Origin of the sequence: Cloacibacillus sp. An23 (genome assembly GCF_002159945.1) — a bacterium.
Taxonomy (GTDB): domain Bacteria; phylum Synergistota; class Synergistia; order Synergistales; family Synergistaceae; genus Caccocola.
The window spans coordinates 1-14969 of record NZ_NFJQ01000015.1 but is presented as its reverse complement, the minus strand read 5'-3'; the positions used below and the strand labels follow the sequence as shown (position 1 = coordinate 14969).

Annotated in this window: 16 protein-coding genes and 2 tRNA genes; 15 read left to right on the top strand and 3 right to left on the bottom strand. The window is 59.5% G+C overall.

The genetic code is table 11. The annotated features are described in order from the left end of the window. Positions 1 to 25 precede the first annotated feature (25 nt). On the bottom strand, positions 26 to 529 hold the full coding sequence (locus B5F39_RS13250; RefSeq protein ID WP_158096068.1) for a DNA-deoxyinosine glycosylase: 504 nt from the start codon (positions 527 to 529) through the stop codon (positions 26 to 28). Between the two features lie 413 nt (positions 530 to 942). Here B5F39_RS13250 and B5F39_RS13245 point away from each other — a divergent pair, with 413 nt between their 5' ends. From B5F39_RS13245 to B5F39_RS13235, 3 genes are all read left to right on the top strand, one after another. Continuing rightward, positions 943 to 2001 carry a carbamoyl phosphate synthase small subunit gene (locus B5F39_RS13245; RefSeq protein WP_087368496.1) on the top strand — a complete coding sequence of 353 codons (1059 nt, stop codon included), beginning with the start codon at positions 943 to 945 and terminating at the stop codon, positions 1999 to 2001. Position 2002: 1 nt separating this feature from the next. After that, on the top strand, positions 2003 to 5140 hold the full coding sequence (gene carB / locus B5F39_RS13240; protein ID WP_087368494.1) for a carbamoyl-phosphate synthase large subunit: 3138 nt from the start codon (positions 2003 to 2005) through the stop codon (positions 5138 to 5140). A gap of 225 nt (positions 5141 to 5365) precedes the next feature. Further along, positions 5366 to 5848 (top strand): Lrp/AsnC family transcriptional regulator, encoded by a 483-nt coding sequence (locus B5F39_RS13235; RefSeq protein WP_087368492.1) that lies wholly within the window; start codon positions 5366 to 5368, stop codon positions 5846 to 5848. Positions 5849 to 6065: 217 nt separating this feature from the next. On the opposite strand, the gene B5F39_RS13230 is transcribed toward B5F39_RS13235, so the two are convergent. Continuing rightward, complete coding sequence (locus B5F39_RS13230) at positions 6066 to 7241, bottom strand: Ig-like domain-containing protein (RefSeq protein ID WP_158096067.1); 1176 nt, start codon at positions 7239 to 7241, stop codon at positions 6066 to 6068. Positions 7242 to 7380: 139 nt separating this feature from the next. Here B5F39_RS13230 and B5F39_RS14315 point away from each other — a divergent pair, with 139 nt between their 5' ends. The 12 genes from B5F39_RS14315 (at position 7381) to B5F39_RS13175 (ending at position 14669) form a co-directional block, all read left to right on the top strand. Continuing rightward, positions 7381 to 7533: a hypothetical protein gene (locus B5F39_RS14315; protein WP_158096066.1), complete on the top strand. Its 153-nt coding sequence runs from the start codon at positions 7381 to 7383 to the stop codon at positions 7531 to 7533. Between the two features lie 334 nt (positions 7534 to 7867). Then, positions 7868 to 7963: transfer RNA gene (locus B5F39_RS13225), tRNA-Ser, on the top strand. Between the two features lie 14 nt (positions 7964 to 7977). Further along, positions 7978 to 8054 (top strand) — tRNA-Arg (locus tag B5F39_RS13220). Positions 8055 to 8600: 546 nt separating this feature from the next. Beyond that, positions 8601 to 9347 (top strand): TVP38/TMEM64 family protein, encoded by a 747-nt coding sequence (locus B5F39_RS13215; protein ID WP_087368488.1) that lies wholly within the window; start codon positions 8601 to 8603, stop codon positions 9345 to 9347. Between the two features lie 16 nt (positions 9348 to 9363). Beyond that, positions 9364 to 10131 carry a (Fe-S)-binding protein gene (locus B5F39_RS13210; RefSeq protein WP_158096065.1) on the top strand — a complete coding sequence of 256 codons (768 nt, stop codon included), beginning with the start codon at positions 9364 to 9366 and terminating at the stop codon, positions 10129 to 10131. Then, positions 10128 to 10835 (top strand): VTT domain-containing protein, encoded by a 708-nt coding sequence (locus B5F39_RS13205; RefSeq protein ID WP_239391290.1) that lies wholly within the window; start codon positions 10128 to 10130, stop codon positions 10833 to 10835. The genes B5F39_RS13210 and B5F39_RS13205 overlap by 4 nt, the downstream gene beginning before the upstream one ends. A gap of 39 nt (positions 10836 to 10874) precedes the next feature. Beyond that, a complete protein-coding gene (locus B5F39_RS13200; RefSeq protein ID WP_087368484.1) occupies positions 10875 to 11207 on the top strand; it encodes an arsenosugar biosynthesis-associated peroxidase-like protein in 333 nt (110 codons plus the stop codon). 1 nt (position 11208) lies between these two features. Beyond that, entirely contained in the window at positions 11209 to 12198 is a 990-nt protein-coding gene (arsS, locus tag B5F39_RS13195) for an arsenosugar biosynthesis radical SAM (seleno)protein ArsS (RefSeq protein ID WP_087368482.1), read from the top strand. 61 nt (positions 12199 to 12259) lie between these two features. Beyond that, complete coding sequence (locus B5F39_RS13190) at positions 12260 to 12913, top strand: YdjY domain-containing protein (protein ID WP_087368480.1); 654 nt, start codon at positions 12260 to 12262, stop codon at positions 12911 to 12913. Between the two features lie 7 nt (positions 12914 to 12920). Next, complete coding sequence (locus B5F39_RS13185; RefSeq protein WP_087368478.1) at positions 12921 to 13310, top strand: hypothetical protein; 390 nt, start codon at positions 12921 to 12923, stop codon at positions 13308 to 13310. Then, positions 13276 to 13977 carry a TIGR04282 family arsenosugar biosynthesis glycosyltransferase gene (locus B5F39_RS13180; RefSeq protein ID WP_087368476.1) on the top strand — a complete coding sequence of 234 codons (702 nt, stop codon included), beginning with the start codon at positions 13276 to 13278 and terminating at the stop codon, positions 13975 to 13977. Before B5F39_RS13185 ends, B5F39_RS13180 begins: the two co-directional genes overlap by 35 nt. Further along, positions 13974 to 14669 (top strand): TIGR04283 family arsenosugar biosynthesis glycosyltransferase, encoded by a 696-nt coding sequence (locus B5F39_RS13175; protein ID WP_158096064.1) that lies wholly within the window; start codon positions 13974 to 13976, stop codon positions 14667 to 14669. The genes B5F39_RS13180 and B5F39_RS13175 overlap by 4 nt, the downstream gene beginning before the upstream one ends. 75 nt (positions 14670 to 14744) lie before the next feature. Here B5F39_RS13175 and B5F39_RS14490 read toward each other — a convergent pair. After that, on the bottom strand, positions 14745 to 14969 hold a 225-nt coding region (locus tag B5F39_RS14490; RefSeq protein ID WP_204245124.1), incomplete at its 5' end, for a hypothetical protein.

The window sequence follows — 14969 nt, the reverse complement described above, 5'->3', positions numbered from 1 at the left end:
TCGCTTTGCCGCGCCGTGTGGTTTTCTATTGTAATGGGATGGCTGAGCTTGGGGCTGCACGCCTCAGCGCCGCCCTCCACATCTCCTCTCTTTCCTTGTCCCGTCCTGCGCAGGCGGGGCTGGTGGAGAGCATTTTTCTGTATTCTATTTTCGGGAGGCCGAAGTATTTTTTGTATTTCGCGAAGGCGAAGCCTCCGTTGAAGATTATCAGCGATACGGCGGGGTGGGTAGCGAGGAGCGCCGGGACGTCGTTCGGCGTTTCGTCGCGGATGCTGCCGTCGGCGCTGCCTTCGCGGCGCGCGCATTTTATCACGTCCCAGAGCGCGAGTCCGTGGGCGAGTATGAAGCCGTAGCGCGCGTCGAAGTCCGCGTCTGGCGTCAGCCCCCACGCCCCGTAGATTATTTTCCAGAATTTGTTCTGAGGATGCGCGTAGTATCTGGATTCGGCGAGCGACCTCACTCCCGGCAGAGAGCCCAGTATCAGTATTTTTGAGTTTTCGTTTATCAGCGGGCCGAAGCTGTATTTCATCGCGCGTCCTCCGTTTCCGTTTTTTACCAGGCTATTATATCCTTTCGCCGCGCCGCGCGGAATTCTTGCGTTTCGATTGACGAAGCGGAGAGCCATACCGATGCGCCGTTGTATATAAAATTTCCGGACTTCGATTCGTACCGTTGAGGCCGAAAAAGCTTCGGCGCCAGTGTTTTAGCGTGGCCGGACGCGCGTATATCCCGATGTTGACTATTCCTGGCTAAAAATAAGGGCCAATTTTTGTGCAATCGGTTGAATTTGCATTATTTGCGGAAAAACGTGCGCTTGCGGGGTTGACGTTTTTCCTGTTAAGGTTATAATACACTGGAAATTTGAACGCTGGGTGAAATATGAAAGTAAACAAAATAATTGTTCCTGTTTATTTTAGTTCGCCTCGAAGGAGCGCATAGATTATGGATGACCACGTATATCTGACTTTGAGCGACGGCTCGGTGTGGCGCGGGCGCGGCAGGCTCGACGGGCCGGTGGAGGGGGAGGTCGTCTTTACGACCGCCTCGTGCGGCTATCCGCAGACTCTGACAGACCCTTCGTACAACGGGCAGATCGTCGTTTTCGCTTTCCCGCCCATCGGGATTTACGGCGTAGACAAGGAGAATCTCGAAGGGCGGCGCGTGTGGCCGCGAGCGGCGCTGATGACGCGCCTCGACGAAACGGAATGCGGGCGCTTTGAAAGTTTACACGACTGGATGGCGGAGAACGGCCGTCCGATCGTCCACGATATAGATACGCGCGGGCTTGTCCTCAAGATCCGCGAGGTGGGTTCGATGATGGGCCGCCTCGATACGGAACCGGCGGCCCCGGGGCTTACCGAGCTGCCGCCGACGCTGGTTCACGAGGTCTCTTGCGATATGCCTATCGTCAGCGGTGGTGGGGAGCTCACCGTCGCGGTGATGGACTACGGCGTGAAGGAGAATATAATCCGCAGTATGGAGCGGCGCGGCTGCCGCGTCATCCGCTTCCCGCACGATACGCCGGCCGATACCGTGCTTTCGAGCGGCGCCGACGGCGTGCTGCTGAGCAACGGCCCCGGCGACCCATCGGTGCTCGGGCGCGAGGCGGCGGAGGCGGCGAAGATGCTCGGGAAACTTCCGCTGCTCGGCGTATGCCTCGGCAATCAGCTTCTTGCGATGGCCTGCGGCGGCAGGACGAAGAAGCTCTCCTTTGGCCACCGCGGCGCGAATCAGCCGGTGTTCGACGTGGCGACTGGGCGCGGCCTGCTGACGAGCCAGAACCACCAGTACGCGGTGGACGCGGATAGCCTCGTGAATACTGAGCTCGAGGTGGCCTACAAGCATCTCGGGGACGGCACGGTCGAGGGGCTTCGCCACAGGCGCTTCGACGCGCTCTCGGTGCAGTTCCATCCGGAGGCTTCGCCGGGGCCGGAGGACGCCTCATATATCTTCGACAATTTCATTGACCGCATGAAGGCCGCGCGCCAGGGGAGAAATTAGTATGAGAGACGCATCTATAAAGAAAGTTCTTGTGCTGGGCTCCGGCCCGATAAAGATAGGACAGGCGGCGGAGTTCGACTACGCCGGCACACAGGCCTGCCGCGCGCTGAAGGAAGAGGGATGCAGCGTCATCCTCTTAAACAGCAACCCGGCGACGATACAGACGGACAGCTCTGTCGCGGACGTGGTGTATATCCGCCCGCTGCTTCCCGAGGTCGTCGAAGAGATACTCAGAGAGCACGCGCCCGACGGCGTCGTCGCCACTCTCGGCGGACAGACGGGGCTGAACCTATGTATGGAGTGCGAAAAGCGCGGGATATGGAAGCGCCACAAATGCCGCGTGCTCGGCACGCAGCCCGAGGCGGTCGAACGCGCCGAGGCGCGCGAGCCCTTCCGCCGCGCTATGCTCGACGCAGGCCAGCCGATAATAGCGAGCCGCGGTATCTCGTCGGTCGCGGAGGCGCAGGAGTTCGCCCTGCACACGCCGCTTCCGCTTATCCTGCGCCCTGACTTCACTCTCGGCGGCTCGGGCAACTCGGTCGTGCGCGACGTCGAGAGCTTCGTCGTCCAGACGGAGGACGCGCTCGCCGCATCGCCGGTCGGGCGCGCGCTCATCGAGCGCTACCTCGAGGGATGGCACGAGATAGAAATAGAAGTCGTCCGCGACTGCGCCGGAAATGCGCTGGCCGTCTGCGGAATGGAGAACATAGACCCGATGGGCGTCCACACTGGAGACTCCGTCGTCGTCTCGCCGACACTGACTCTCACCGACAAGGAATGGCAGATGCTGCGCACGGCGGCGCTGAAGATAGTAGACACGCTCGACATACGCGGGGCCTGCAACGTGCAGTTTGCGCTCGCGCCGGATGGCAGCGAGTATTACGTAATAGAGGTCAACCCGCGTGCGAGCCGCTCCAGCGCCCTCGCGAGCAAGGCGACGGGATATCCGATAGCGCGCATGGCGGCGAAGATCGCGCTCGGCCTCGAGCTCACCGAGATGGCGAACCCCGTCACGGGCGCCGGCAGCGCGCTCTCCGAGCCGGCGCTCGACTACGTGGCCGTCAAGGTTCCGTCGTGGCCCTTCGACAGCTTCCCGCAGGCGGATTTCACGCTCGGCCCGCGCATGAAGGCGACGGGCGAGGTCCTCGCGATAGGCACGAACTTCGCGCAGGCGCTTACAAAGGCGTGGCGCTCCGTCGCGCGCGGCAAGAGCCTGCCCGACAGGAATATGCGCACGTGGGAGACGCGCAAGCTCTGGGACCAGGTCAACCGCCCGACGCACCTGCGAATCGACGCTATAACCGAACTCCTGCGCCGCAGCTCGACGACCGTCGAAGAAGTAGCGCGCAGGACGCACATACGCCGCTACTTTATAGAACAGCTCAACGCGATACAGCTCGCGGAAAAATATCTCGAAGAGGACGGCGCAGTCAACGGCAATATAGCCAGCGCCGCGATGAAGGGATTCACCGCCTCGCAGATAGCGCGCGCCGCGGGACTCTCCGAGGACGAGGCGCGCAGGATCATAAAAGAAGAGGGCTGCGCCTCCGGCTACCGTGAAGTTGACGGCTGCGCCGGCGAGTTCCCCTCCGGCTCCGGCTATTACTACGGCGCGCCGGGCGCGGGAGACGACCCGCACGGCGACCATGAGGGCGGCGTAGTCGTCCTCGGCTCCGGCCCGATACGCATAGCGCAGGGCGTCGAGTTCGACTACTGCTGCGTCAAGGCGGTCGAAGCGCTGCGCCGCCGCGGCGTGCGCGCGATAATGATGAACGTGAACCCCGAGACGGTCAGCACAGACCACGACATATCCGACGCGCTCTACCTCGAGCCGCTCACCGTGGACGACGCCGTGCCGATACTCGAGCGCGAAAAGGCCGCGGGCGTCTTCGCCTGCTTCGGCGGGCAGACATCGCTGCGCCTCGGCCTCGACCTCGCAGCGCGCGGCGTGAAGCTCTTCGGCCCCGACGCTAAGGTCATCGAGGCGGCTGAGGACAGAGGCCAGTTCTCGCGCCTGCTTGCGCGCATCGGCGTGCCGGAGCCCAAGGGCGTGGACGTCGCATCCGTAGAAGAGGCTCTCGAAGCGGCTGAACGCTTCGGCTACCCGCTCATGGTGCGCCCGAGCTTCGTCATCGGCGGCGTCGCGATGCGCGCCGTCTACGACGAAAAATCGCTTGTCGCAGTGCTTAAAGAAGCCTTCGACGCGGTCCCTGGACAGAAGGTAATGGTGGACCAGTTCCTCGCGGGCCGCGAGTTTGAATGTGACGCGCTCTGCGACGGCGGGGACGTGCTCATCCCAGGCATATTCGAACACATAGACCCTGCCGGAATACACTCAGGCGACTCGATAGCCGTTTTCCCGAGCTTCTCGCTCACGAAGGAGCAGCAGGACGAGGTGCTCAGCTTCGTCTCGACCATATCGCGCGAGCTCGACGTCCACGGCCTGCTCAACATACAGTTCGTGCTCAGGTCCGGGGCCTTCTGGATAATTGAGGCCAACCCGCGCGCGAGCCGCACTGTGCCGATAGCCAGCAAAATATCCGGCCTGCCGCTCGTCGATATAGCCGTCGGCCTCGCGCTCGGCGAAAAACTGCGCGACATGCCCTACGGCCTCGGCCTCTACCATGAGAGCGGCCTCTGGGGCGTGAAAGTCCCCGTCTTCTCCAACGACAAGCTGCCCGGCCTCGACCCGAAGCTCGGCCCGAGAATGATGTCCACCGGCGAAAGCCTTGGAATGGCCGACAACCTCTCAGACGCGATCATGGAAGGGCTGCGCGGCACGGGCTGGACGCCGCCGCAGGCCGGACGCATACTGATGAGCATAGCGGACAGCGAAAAGTCGGAGGCCATGCCTGTCGCGGCGCTCTTCAAACAGCTCGGCTGGAAGGTCGAGGCGACAGCAGGCACGGCGGCCTACCTCAAAAAGTGGGGCATAGAGGCCGGATGCGTCGAACGCGAAGACCTTGTGAAACGGCTGCGCTCCGGCGGCTGGGATCTAGTGCTCAACATCCCCGGCGGCAACGAGCGCCACATGGCGGACGGCACGCTGATACGCCGCCACGCCTGTTCTGCGGGCATCCCGTGCCTGCACTCGATTTCCGCGGCGTGGGCCGTCGCGGCGGGGCTCGGCAAAAGATAAACGAAGCAAGACGAAACCGGAGGACGGCGCGCGCCGCCCTCCTTTTCATTTGACGAGACGTCCGGCGCCGCCTAAAGAGCGGCAAAAAGCGTTTTTTAGTAAAAAATCTCTTTACGGGATAAAAATTCCTTATCAGCTATTCCTTTTTTTTCGATTATGCTTTAATATTAACGTTGTATTGTTTTATAAACTTATTTTTTAATGAGAAGGGCGGGGATTTAACAGATGCTCAGCAATAAACTTCTTGACGACATTGGAAGACAGATACTCAGAATCCTCCAGGAAGACGGGAGAATATCATTCAATGAGCTCGGCCGCAAGGTCGGCCTCTCGTCTCCAGCCGTGGCGGAGCGCGTGCGCCGCATGGAAGAAGCGGGGATAATCCTCGGATACCGCGCGATAGTAGACCAGTCGCGCGTCGGCTATCCGATAATGGCCTTCGTCCGCCTTTCCATTCCGGTCTCATTCCTCGCTCAGGCCGACGAGCTGGCGAAATCGATCCCCGAAGTGCTTGAATGCCACCACCTCACGGGGAGCGACGGCGTCATACTGAAAGTCATAGTCTCGTCGGTAGGCCACCTAGAAGAGGTCATCAGCAAAATGGGAAGCTGCGGCATGACGACCACCGCGATAGTCCTGTCGTCGCCCGTCGTCTCGCGTCCCATAGACCCGGTAAAACAGCCCGCCGGAGGCCAGCAGCAGCAATAGAAGCGCGAAGTACGGGAAAACGTCAAAGCCGCGGGGAAGCGCGAAAGCTTCTTCGCGGCTTTTTGTCATTCGTGGCAGACATTCGCCCAGCGACGGAGTTTTTATAAACGCGCTATAAAGCGACTACGGCTGATGCCGTGATGGAGCGCGGCATGGCGAATGCCGGAGTTGAATAGAACTTCGTGCCGAACGCCAGGATATTGCCGCAAAACAGCCGCTAGCGCCGTCTGCAAACAACGAGGAGAACGGCAGCTATAAGCAGCGGAGCGCCGAAGCCCGCGGAACATCCGCCCCCGGAAGAACTCGGCGCGTCAGGCTGGTCCGTGCCGCCAGGAGCCTCCGGCCGCGGCGGCACGTCGTCCGAAACAGGTTTTTCGTCGTCGGTTGGCGACACATTGATAAAGCACCGCGCCCTCTTTTCCTCACCGGCGCAGGCCGTGATCACGGCGGTCCCCTCCGCCAGCGCGGTCACAACGCCGCCGGCGTCGACGCACGCGCACATCTCGCTGCCGCTGGCCCAGCTAACGCCATCCTCAAGCCGCGTTTCCCCAGAAAAAACAGCAAGCGTCAGCCGCTCGCCAACCGTCATATCTGCCGACGCCGGAACGACGCGGATATCCTCGGCCGCGGCTTTTTTCGTCACTTTTACACCGACCGTCATCGACATCTCATTAGTCAAGCCGTCGTCGGAAGACGGAACGAAATCGGGAAGCTTTGAAAAATCCGTAGGACGAAGCTCCGCTACGAAGGTTACGGAGGTCTCTCCGGCCGCGACCGGCGTAATTGTAAAAGTGAGGCCGCCGCTATCCGAAACTTCTATCACTGCGCGGTTGTAGGAATCTTCGGCAACATGGGCGTCGGCGATGTATTCACCGGCGTTTGCCGGAGTCCCCGGAGCGGTTGTGATAGTTACCGTTGTGACTTCATCCGTATCAATGGAAGCTTTTTCTATTGACGCAGAGAGCGCGGTTGCTATGGGAGGGGCTGCAATTTGATAATCAAGCGTCGTCACATCTGCGGCACTGCTTGTGCCGCAGACTCCGTTTTTCACATAATTCTCGCCGCTGCCTCCGCCGCTCTGCCAGCCGCAGTTTAGTATGTTTTGCGCCTTTGAATTGCTTCCAACGAAGCCTCCCATATCTGTGACATCGCCGGACGGTTTCGTGTAAACATCGCCAGAATGAAAACAGTTGTCAATCGTACCGCCGTCATTATAACCGAGAAATCCTCCTAACTTTGTCTTTGTGTCGTCGATGGAATAGACAGAACCGACATGTACGCAGTTTGAAATACGACTGCGAACCGGATCTTTCCCATACAGCAGACCGCCGACGCCGCCGACACGCAGGTAGCCGTCGTATTCGGCCGACAGATTCACATCGCCGTGCAGCACGAGATTTTTTATTTCGCATCTTTTGCCTATATCTCCCATCTTTGCAAAGAAGCCGGCATAATATGTCGAACGAGAATCGTAGACAGCCTCAGTCACGACATACCCGCTCACTGTATGCCCACCGCCGTCGAATCTGCCGTTGTATGTCGGATTCCCGATGGGCTCCCACTCTATGGGCCTGCCGCCGGACGACAGGTCTATATCGGCTGTCAGCTTCGCGCTTATGCCGCCGCTGCCCTCGTTCACCGCGTCGCGGAAAGCGATGAGATCCGCGCTCGTCGCGATGATATAGACGCCGTCGTCCCCGGCTTCAAGCGCTGCGGCCGGGAGCGCGTGCCGGACCGCAGTACAAAGGACTGCGGCGAACAAAGCTGTCAAAAAAATGCGGGACAAAAAACGGTGCGGCGCTGCTGTTTTACCGACATACCTCACGAGCCTGCCTCCGATATGCGCGGCGCGCTTCTTGGCGGCCGCCTAATATAAACGTATAAACATTTTCAGCTTAGCGTAAAAAACGCCGTTTGTCCACAAAAATGCGCCGCCGCGATTTTTGATGGAAATGATAAAAAACGCAAAAATAAATCGTTGACAAATCCGAGGATGTGCAATAGAATATTCCTCGCGCTGGTGAGGTGGCCGAGCTAGGCTGAAGGCGCTCGCCTGCTAAGCGGGTAGGGGGCCATAAAGCTCCCTCCAGGGTTCAAATCCCTGCCTCACCGCCATAAAAACCGAATACGCGCCGGTAGCTCAACTGGATAGAGCATTGGACTACGGATCCAAAGGTTACGGGTTCAAATCCTGTCCGGCGCGCCATTTTTTTAAGAGTTAAAGACATAGAAGACTTTTTCTATGTCTTTTTTGTTGTGTCTATATCCGTCTTTCACGCGCTCAATTCGTATGACGCTTCTTTTAAGAATTTTGCCAGTTGTCTTTGAAAATTTATCATTCTTTTATTTATGATTGCTTTTGTTCGTTGCTTTCTGGTCTGATGAATAAAGACATGCGGCGTTTCAGACTATATACTCGCGTTAGAATTCACTTATCGTGTCCGGCGGGAGGTGGCGCGTATGTTCGCAGTTAGTTGACGTGAGACGGCTTCTGAGCGTGCACGTTGTGCGCGGAGAACAGAGCGCCGTCATGCCGGGCATGTCCGCATAGCGTAAGTCCGCATCTTCAGTCCGAAGCGCCGTTTAGGCGCGCAGCTTTACGGCGTCCGTCTCCATTCTCTAAGAAAACGTCAAAGATATACATAAAAATATGAAAGGAAGCTATACGGTTCCGCAGTCGTTTTGCGCGCGGAATTTTTGGCGTGTATGTGGATTGTGCGGGCCGGAGTAAAATAAAAAGGAGAGGTTTTTGATGGCAGAGGCGTCCGCCGAAGCAAAGAAAAAATCAAAGAGAGTACAGCGAATAGTAACCGCCGCCGTCCTTGCCGCGGCGGTGGGGGCGTATTTCGTATGCCCAGGCTATAAAGCCGTCATCGACGACATACTGCGTACGTTCGCGACGGGCGATTTCGAGGTCATGCGCGAGTTCATCGCGAAGTACGGCAAGCAGGCCGCCGCGCTTTCGTTTTTCCTTATGGTCTTCCAGTCGGTCGCGGCTCCGCTGCCGGCCTTCCTCATCACTTTCGCTAACGCGAATCTTTTCGGCTGGTGGCAGGGAGCCATCCTTTCCTGGTCGAGCGCTATGGCCGGAGCCGCTCTCTGCTTCTATATCGCGCGCATCTTCGGGCGCGACGTTGTGGAGAAGCTGACGAGCAAGAGCGGGCTGTGCGCGATAGACGAATTTTTTGAGCGCCACGGCAAGCAGAGCATTCTCATAGCGCGACTTCTGCCGTTTATTTCTTTCGACTTCGTGAGCTACGCCGCGGGGCTGACGTCGATGAGCTTCGTCGGATTCTTCGTCGCGACGGGCATAGGGCAGCTCCCGGCTACGATCGTTTACTCGTATGTCGGCGGTATGCTGACCGGCGGCGCGAAGTTCGTCGTCATGGGGCTGCTTATACTTTTCAGCCTTTCCGTGCTGAGCGTGATGCTGCGCCAGATATATAAGGAAAGGGTGAAAAAACGGGCCGAGGCCGGAAATGGCAGCGCGAAACAGTAAAAACAAAATCGGATATATGGGTGTTAAGCTCCATCAGTTTCTGAGCTTTTCCCCGATTTTCCAGAAAGCCGTGTCGCGCGGCGGCGATACTGCTTTTTTCCCCGGGTGCAGCCTCATGGGCTACGACCCGGAGCTTATGCGCCGCGTCTACCGCTGGCTCGTCTCCGTCAATCCAGAGATGGGATTCGTCAGCGCCTGCTGCGGACATCCGACGCTGGCGCTCGGAGACGGAGAGAAGGCGGCGGCGCACCGCGAACGGCTTTCCGCGCTGCTCGGCGGGCTCGGCATTAAGCGCCTCGTCGTCTGCTGCCCCAACTGTTCGGGGACGCTGAAGGAGGGCTTCGGCCTTTCTGTGGTCTCTATATGGAGGCTGCTCGACGAGGAAAAGTTCGAGCGCAGGACTGAGGACGGGCGGAAGTTCGTGCTGCACGACCCATGCCCGACGCGGAGCGACCCGGATACGCAGCAGGCGGCGCGGAACGTCTTCGCGCGCTGCGGTATAAAGTGGGAGGAGTACCCGTCGTCGCGCGCGAAAGCGCGCTGCTGCGGCAAGGCGGGTATGATTATGGTGCTGAACCCGGAGAAGGGGCGCGAGATACTCAATATGCGCATCGCGGAGAGCGAGAACAGGAACATCCTGACCTACTGCTTCGCCTGCGTCGAGTCTTTCGCCGGCGCTGGATGCAGTCCGGCGCACGGCCTCGAGCTGCTCTTCCCTGGGACGCGGAAGAAGCGCGGCACGTGGCGCAACCGTATAGACGCCGTTACGGGGCGGCTGCTGTGACTCAGGGCGGATTTTTCGCCGCGCACCGCAAATGGCTGAAGCCCGCTGCGTTCGCCGCAGCGCTGACGGCGCTTTACGTCCTGTCGCGGCGCATGGGGCTGTCGGAGTGTTTCGCGGATTCTGGGTATATCGACGGTTTCCGCGCCTACGCGGCTGAGCATTATATGTCCGCGGCGCTGATCTACGTCGCGGCTACTACCGCCGGATGCGTGCTGCTGGCGCTGCCGGGCGTCTGCTTCGCTATAATCAGCGGCGTGCTCTTCGGCCCGGTGATGGGGACTTTTCTGTGCCTCGTTTCCGCGACGCTCGGCGCGGTACTTTCGTTTCTTGCGGGACGCTTTTTCCTCAAGGACAGCGTGAAGCCGATGCTCGAAAAGAGCCCGGCGCTGAAGCGTTTTCTGTTCGACAACGCGGACGGCAGCGCTCTGGTGCTGCTGATGGTGACGCGGCTGCTGCCCGTCTTCCCGTACAATTTGCAGAATTTCGCCTACGGGATAACGGACATCGGGCTGATGCCCTACACGCTCTACACCTTCGTGTTCATGCTGCCGGGCGTCGCGCTTTTCACAATCGGCGCGGCCGGGCTTTCCGACGCGGAGAACAGGGCTGGGCTCATGTGCGCGGCCGGCGTTTTCGCTGTGATGCTGGCTTTGATAGGCGCGTTTCTCTACAAGCGTTATCTGAAACGGGGGCGCGCCGCGTAGCGCGGCGGGCTTTCCCGTGTGTTAAGGAGTGTATTTCAGATGGAGACATACTACGACCCTAATGATCTGCCGAAGTTTTCTTCCATAGGCGAAGAAGCGCCGGAGCTCTGGGAAAAGTTCTCGGAGTATTACGGCGCCGTATTCGCCGGGGGGGCTTTGACGGCGCGCGAGAAGGCGCTCATAGCGCTCGCCGTGGCGCACGCGGTGCAGTGTCCCTACTGCATCGACGCCTACACCCAGGCCTGTCTCGAACAGGGGGCGGGTGGAGAGCAGATGACCGAGGCCGTCCACGTCGCGGCTGCGATACGCGGCGGGGCCACGCTCGTCCACGGCGTCCAGATGAAAAAAATTCTCGAAAAACTGGAGATGTAAGATGCCGGCCTGCACAGAAACCGAAATCAACGCTGTCCCGCCGATCCCGTGCTTCGAGAGCAAGATTCCGAACGAAGAATGGGCCTACACCTACGATACGGTGCGCACGCTCCAGATGAACGTCGGGCGGCTCTGCAACCTTTCGTGCAAGCACTGCCACGTATCGTGCGGCCCCGACAGAAAGGAGATAATGCCGCGCGAAGTGGCCGCGGACTGCCTGCGCGCCGTCATATCACGCAACATTCAGACGCTCGACATAACGGGCGGCGCTCCGGAGATGAATCCTAACTTCCGCTGGCTGCTGGAGAACGCGGCAAAAACCGGCGTCAACACCATAGTGCGCACAAACCTCGTCATCCTCGACACGGAGGGCTTTCGCGACATCCCCGAGCTCTACGCGAAATACGGCGTCGAGGTCGTCTGCTCGCTGCCGTACTACACGAAGCGCGACAACGACCGCCAGCGCGGCGGAGGCGTATTCGACAAGTCCGTTACGCTGCTGCGCCGCCTCAACGAGCTGGGCTACGGCAAAGATGAAAAACTGCGGCTGAACCTTGTCTACAATCCTGGCGGAGCGTTCCTGCCGCCGTCGCAGTCCGCCCTTGAGCGCGACTACAAGGCGAGGCTTATGGAGGATCACGGGATAGTCTTCAACAGCCTTTACACGATAACGAACAACCCCGTCGGCCGTTTCCGTGAATTCCTCGACAGAAGCGGCAACCTCTGCGGGTATATGGAGCGCCTTTACAACAGCTTCAATCCCGGCGCGGTCGAAAAGATGATGTGCCGCGATCAGATTTCCGTCGATTGGCAGGGATACATATACGACTGCGATTTCAACCAGGCGCTCGGCCTCCGCGCCGAAGGGCCGGCGACGATAGGCGAATGGGCCGAGGCGAAGAGCGTCCGGCGCAGGATACGCTTCGGCAGCCACTGCTACGCCTGCACCGCCGGAAGCGGTTCGAGCTGCGGCGGCGCGACGAAACAGTAATACGCCGTGTAAAAACACGGACGCAAATAAAATTCAGCGAAGCTGAACAGGAGGAACAGAGATGAACAAGAAGATAATATGGTCGGCAGCAGCGATAGTAGTCATAGCGGCCGGATTCGCGCTGTGGAACGGCTCGAAGAAAAGCGGAGACGACCCGGGGCTTCCGATGGAGGTCAACAAGGACCGCGCCGAGATAATCATGCCCGCCGAGGTCAACGCGAAGTATTTCACCGAGCCGACGCGCCACGGCGTGGTCTACGCCAAGGGCTCTAACGGCGAGAAGTCCGTCCTTCGCGGACTCTCAAACGAAAAAGTATTCTATCAGGCGCTCCTTGACATAGGCGCAAAGGCCGGCGACAACCTCACAGCCGAAGACATGAAGGCCGGCCCCGACAACGGCAGATCCGTCGAGGGCGACAAACTCGACGTCTTCGTGACATGGGAAGGCTCGAACGGCGAAATACCGTTCCACGACATCATCGTCGCGACCGAAGACAGGCCGATGGACATCCGCTTCGGCGGCAACATCGAAGCCGCTAAGAAAAACAACACCGGATGCGTCCTCTGCCTCGACAGCTGTGCCGTCGGCATCACGAGCAACGCCGCCTATCCGACCGGAACGACGCAGAACAAAGTCGTCGAGTTCCGCGGCAATAAAGACGTGCTGCCAGCGGACGGCACGCGCGTCAACGTCATCTTCCGCCTCGTGAAATAGCCTTGGCATGACGCACATAGGCAGGCTGTACAACTCGTTTATATGGGCCGCGGCCGTATCCGCGGCCCTTTTCCAGAACACGTGGCTCGAAATGCGCGTGAACATGGGGCTGGTCCTCTTCGCGCTGTTCGCGCTCTTCTTTGTCGTCTCCGCGATATGGAACGTCCGCTTTTCGCTGCTCTTCACGACCGCGAGCCTCGTCTTAATATGCGCGGCTGGGGCCTTCTTCCTCGGCCCTTCCAGGATGTGCGTCCTGCCCGCGCTCATAATACGCGAAGGGCTCGGCGCGCGGCTTGTGGGCGTGCCGGCGATAAACGCCGCGGCCGCCGCGTTCCTCGTCATAGGGTACGTCCTGATAGCGTTTGGCGCGCTGCGCGGCCGCCGCCGCCGTTGGTAAAGGCGGCGCTATGCGCGGCGAAGCGGTAATACTCTTCACACGTGTGCCGGTGCCCGGCATGGTCAAGACGCGCCTCATGGGCGCGCTCACGGGCGTGCAGTGCGCCGCGCTGCACGCGGCGTTTCTCTGCGACGTCTACGAAAAATGCCTCGCGGCGAAAAAAAACGTAAGGCTCTACTACACCGGCGGTAGCCCCGCGCTTCTGCCGGAACCGGTGCGCGGCGCCGCGCTCTTCAAACAGGCGGACGGAGGCCTCGGAGACAAAATGCGCTTAGCCTTCGAAGAAACGCTGCACGAGCACAGTGCCGCCGTGCTCATAGGCTCCGACCTCCCCGCGCTGACGGCGGATATCCTGACCGATTCTTTCAGACTTCTCGAAAAAAAAGACGCCGTAATAGGCCCCGCCGCCGACGGCGGATACTACCTGATCGGCATGAAAAAATACCTGCCGCGTCTCTTTTCCGTCGAAACCTACGGCGGAGCGGACGTCCTCGCCGCGACCGAAGCGGCGGCGAAAGAGGCCGGAATAACCCTCGCGCGCGCCGCCGAATGCCGGGACGTGGACACTCCGGAAGACTTGGAAATTCTGGCGCAAGGCGTAATTTCTGGAAAAATCCTCGCTCCGCGCACGGAGGCCTTCATGCGCGAAACCGGCATAATAGCGTGAAATCGAACCCAAAACTCTCGATAATAATCCCGATGCTCAACGAGCGGCGCGCCTTGCCGGCGCTGCTTGAAAACCTCGCGCGGCTCGAAGGCGCGTCCCACGAGGTGATTTTCGCCGACGGCGGCAGCGCGGACGGAAGCCGCGAGCTCGCCGCGAAAAGCGGCTTCCGCCTCGCTGACGCGCCGCGCGGAAGGGCGCGCCAGATGAACGCGGGAGCCGCCGCCGCGTCCGGCGAAGTCCTGCTCTTCCTGCACGCCGACAGCCGCCTGCCGAAAGACTGCGAGGCGCTGATATTTTCCACACTCGAGCGGGAAAACTGCGCAGCCGGATGCTTCCGGCTGCGCTTCGACATGCGCCATCCTCTAATGAAAATATGCGCCTTCATGTCCACCTTCCGCGTGAAGCACCGCCAGATAGCCTTCGGCGACCAAGGCATATTCGTAAAAAAAACCCTCTTTGACAAACTCGGCGGCTTCCCCGACATCCCTCTCATGGAGGACTACCGCTTCTCAGAAACGCTAGCGCGCGAGACGAAAATAGCAGTCGCGGACGGATATATAGAGACCTCCGCGCGCCGCTTCACCGACGGCGGGATGCTGCGCACGATGTGGAAAATGCAGAAAATACAATACCTCTACAGAAAAGGCGTCGCGCCCGAAGAGCTGCTGAAACTCTACCGCGACGTACGGTGACGGTACCCCCCTCAGCCTGCAATATCCGACACACTTTTAACCCAGCCGGACGCGCGTGCCGGCGTTCACGCCGTCTTACCGCTGAAAAAATGATAGTTTTAGCTTCTTATAATTTTTGATTGCAATATGCCGTCCGCACAAGACAGACTGACATTGCAATAAAAAAAGCGGCGAAAAAGGTGTACCTTTTTCGCCAGTACGCGATTGACTTTTACAGAAGGTGTTGTAATAATATGGAGAAGCCAAGCGATGTTTTTGGCTGTTGTTTAATGTATTTAGGCGCGTTTTATAAAGCGGTGT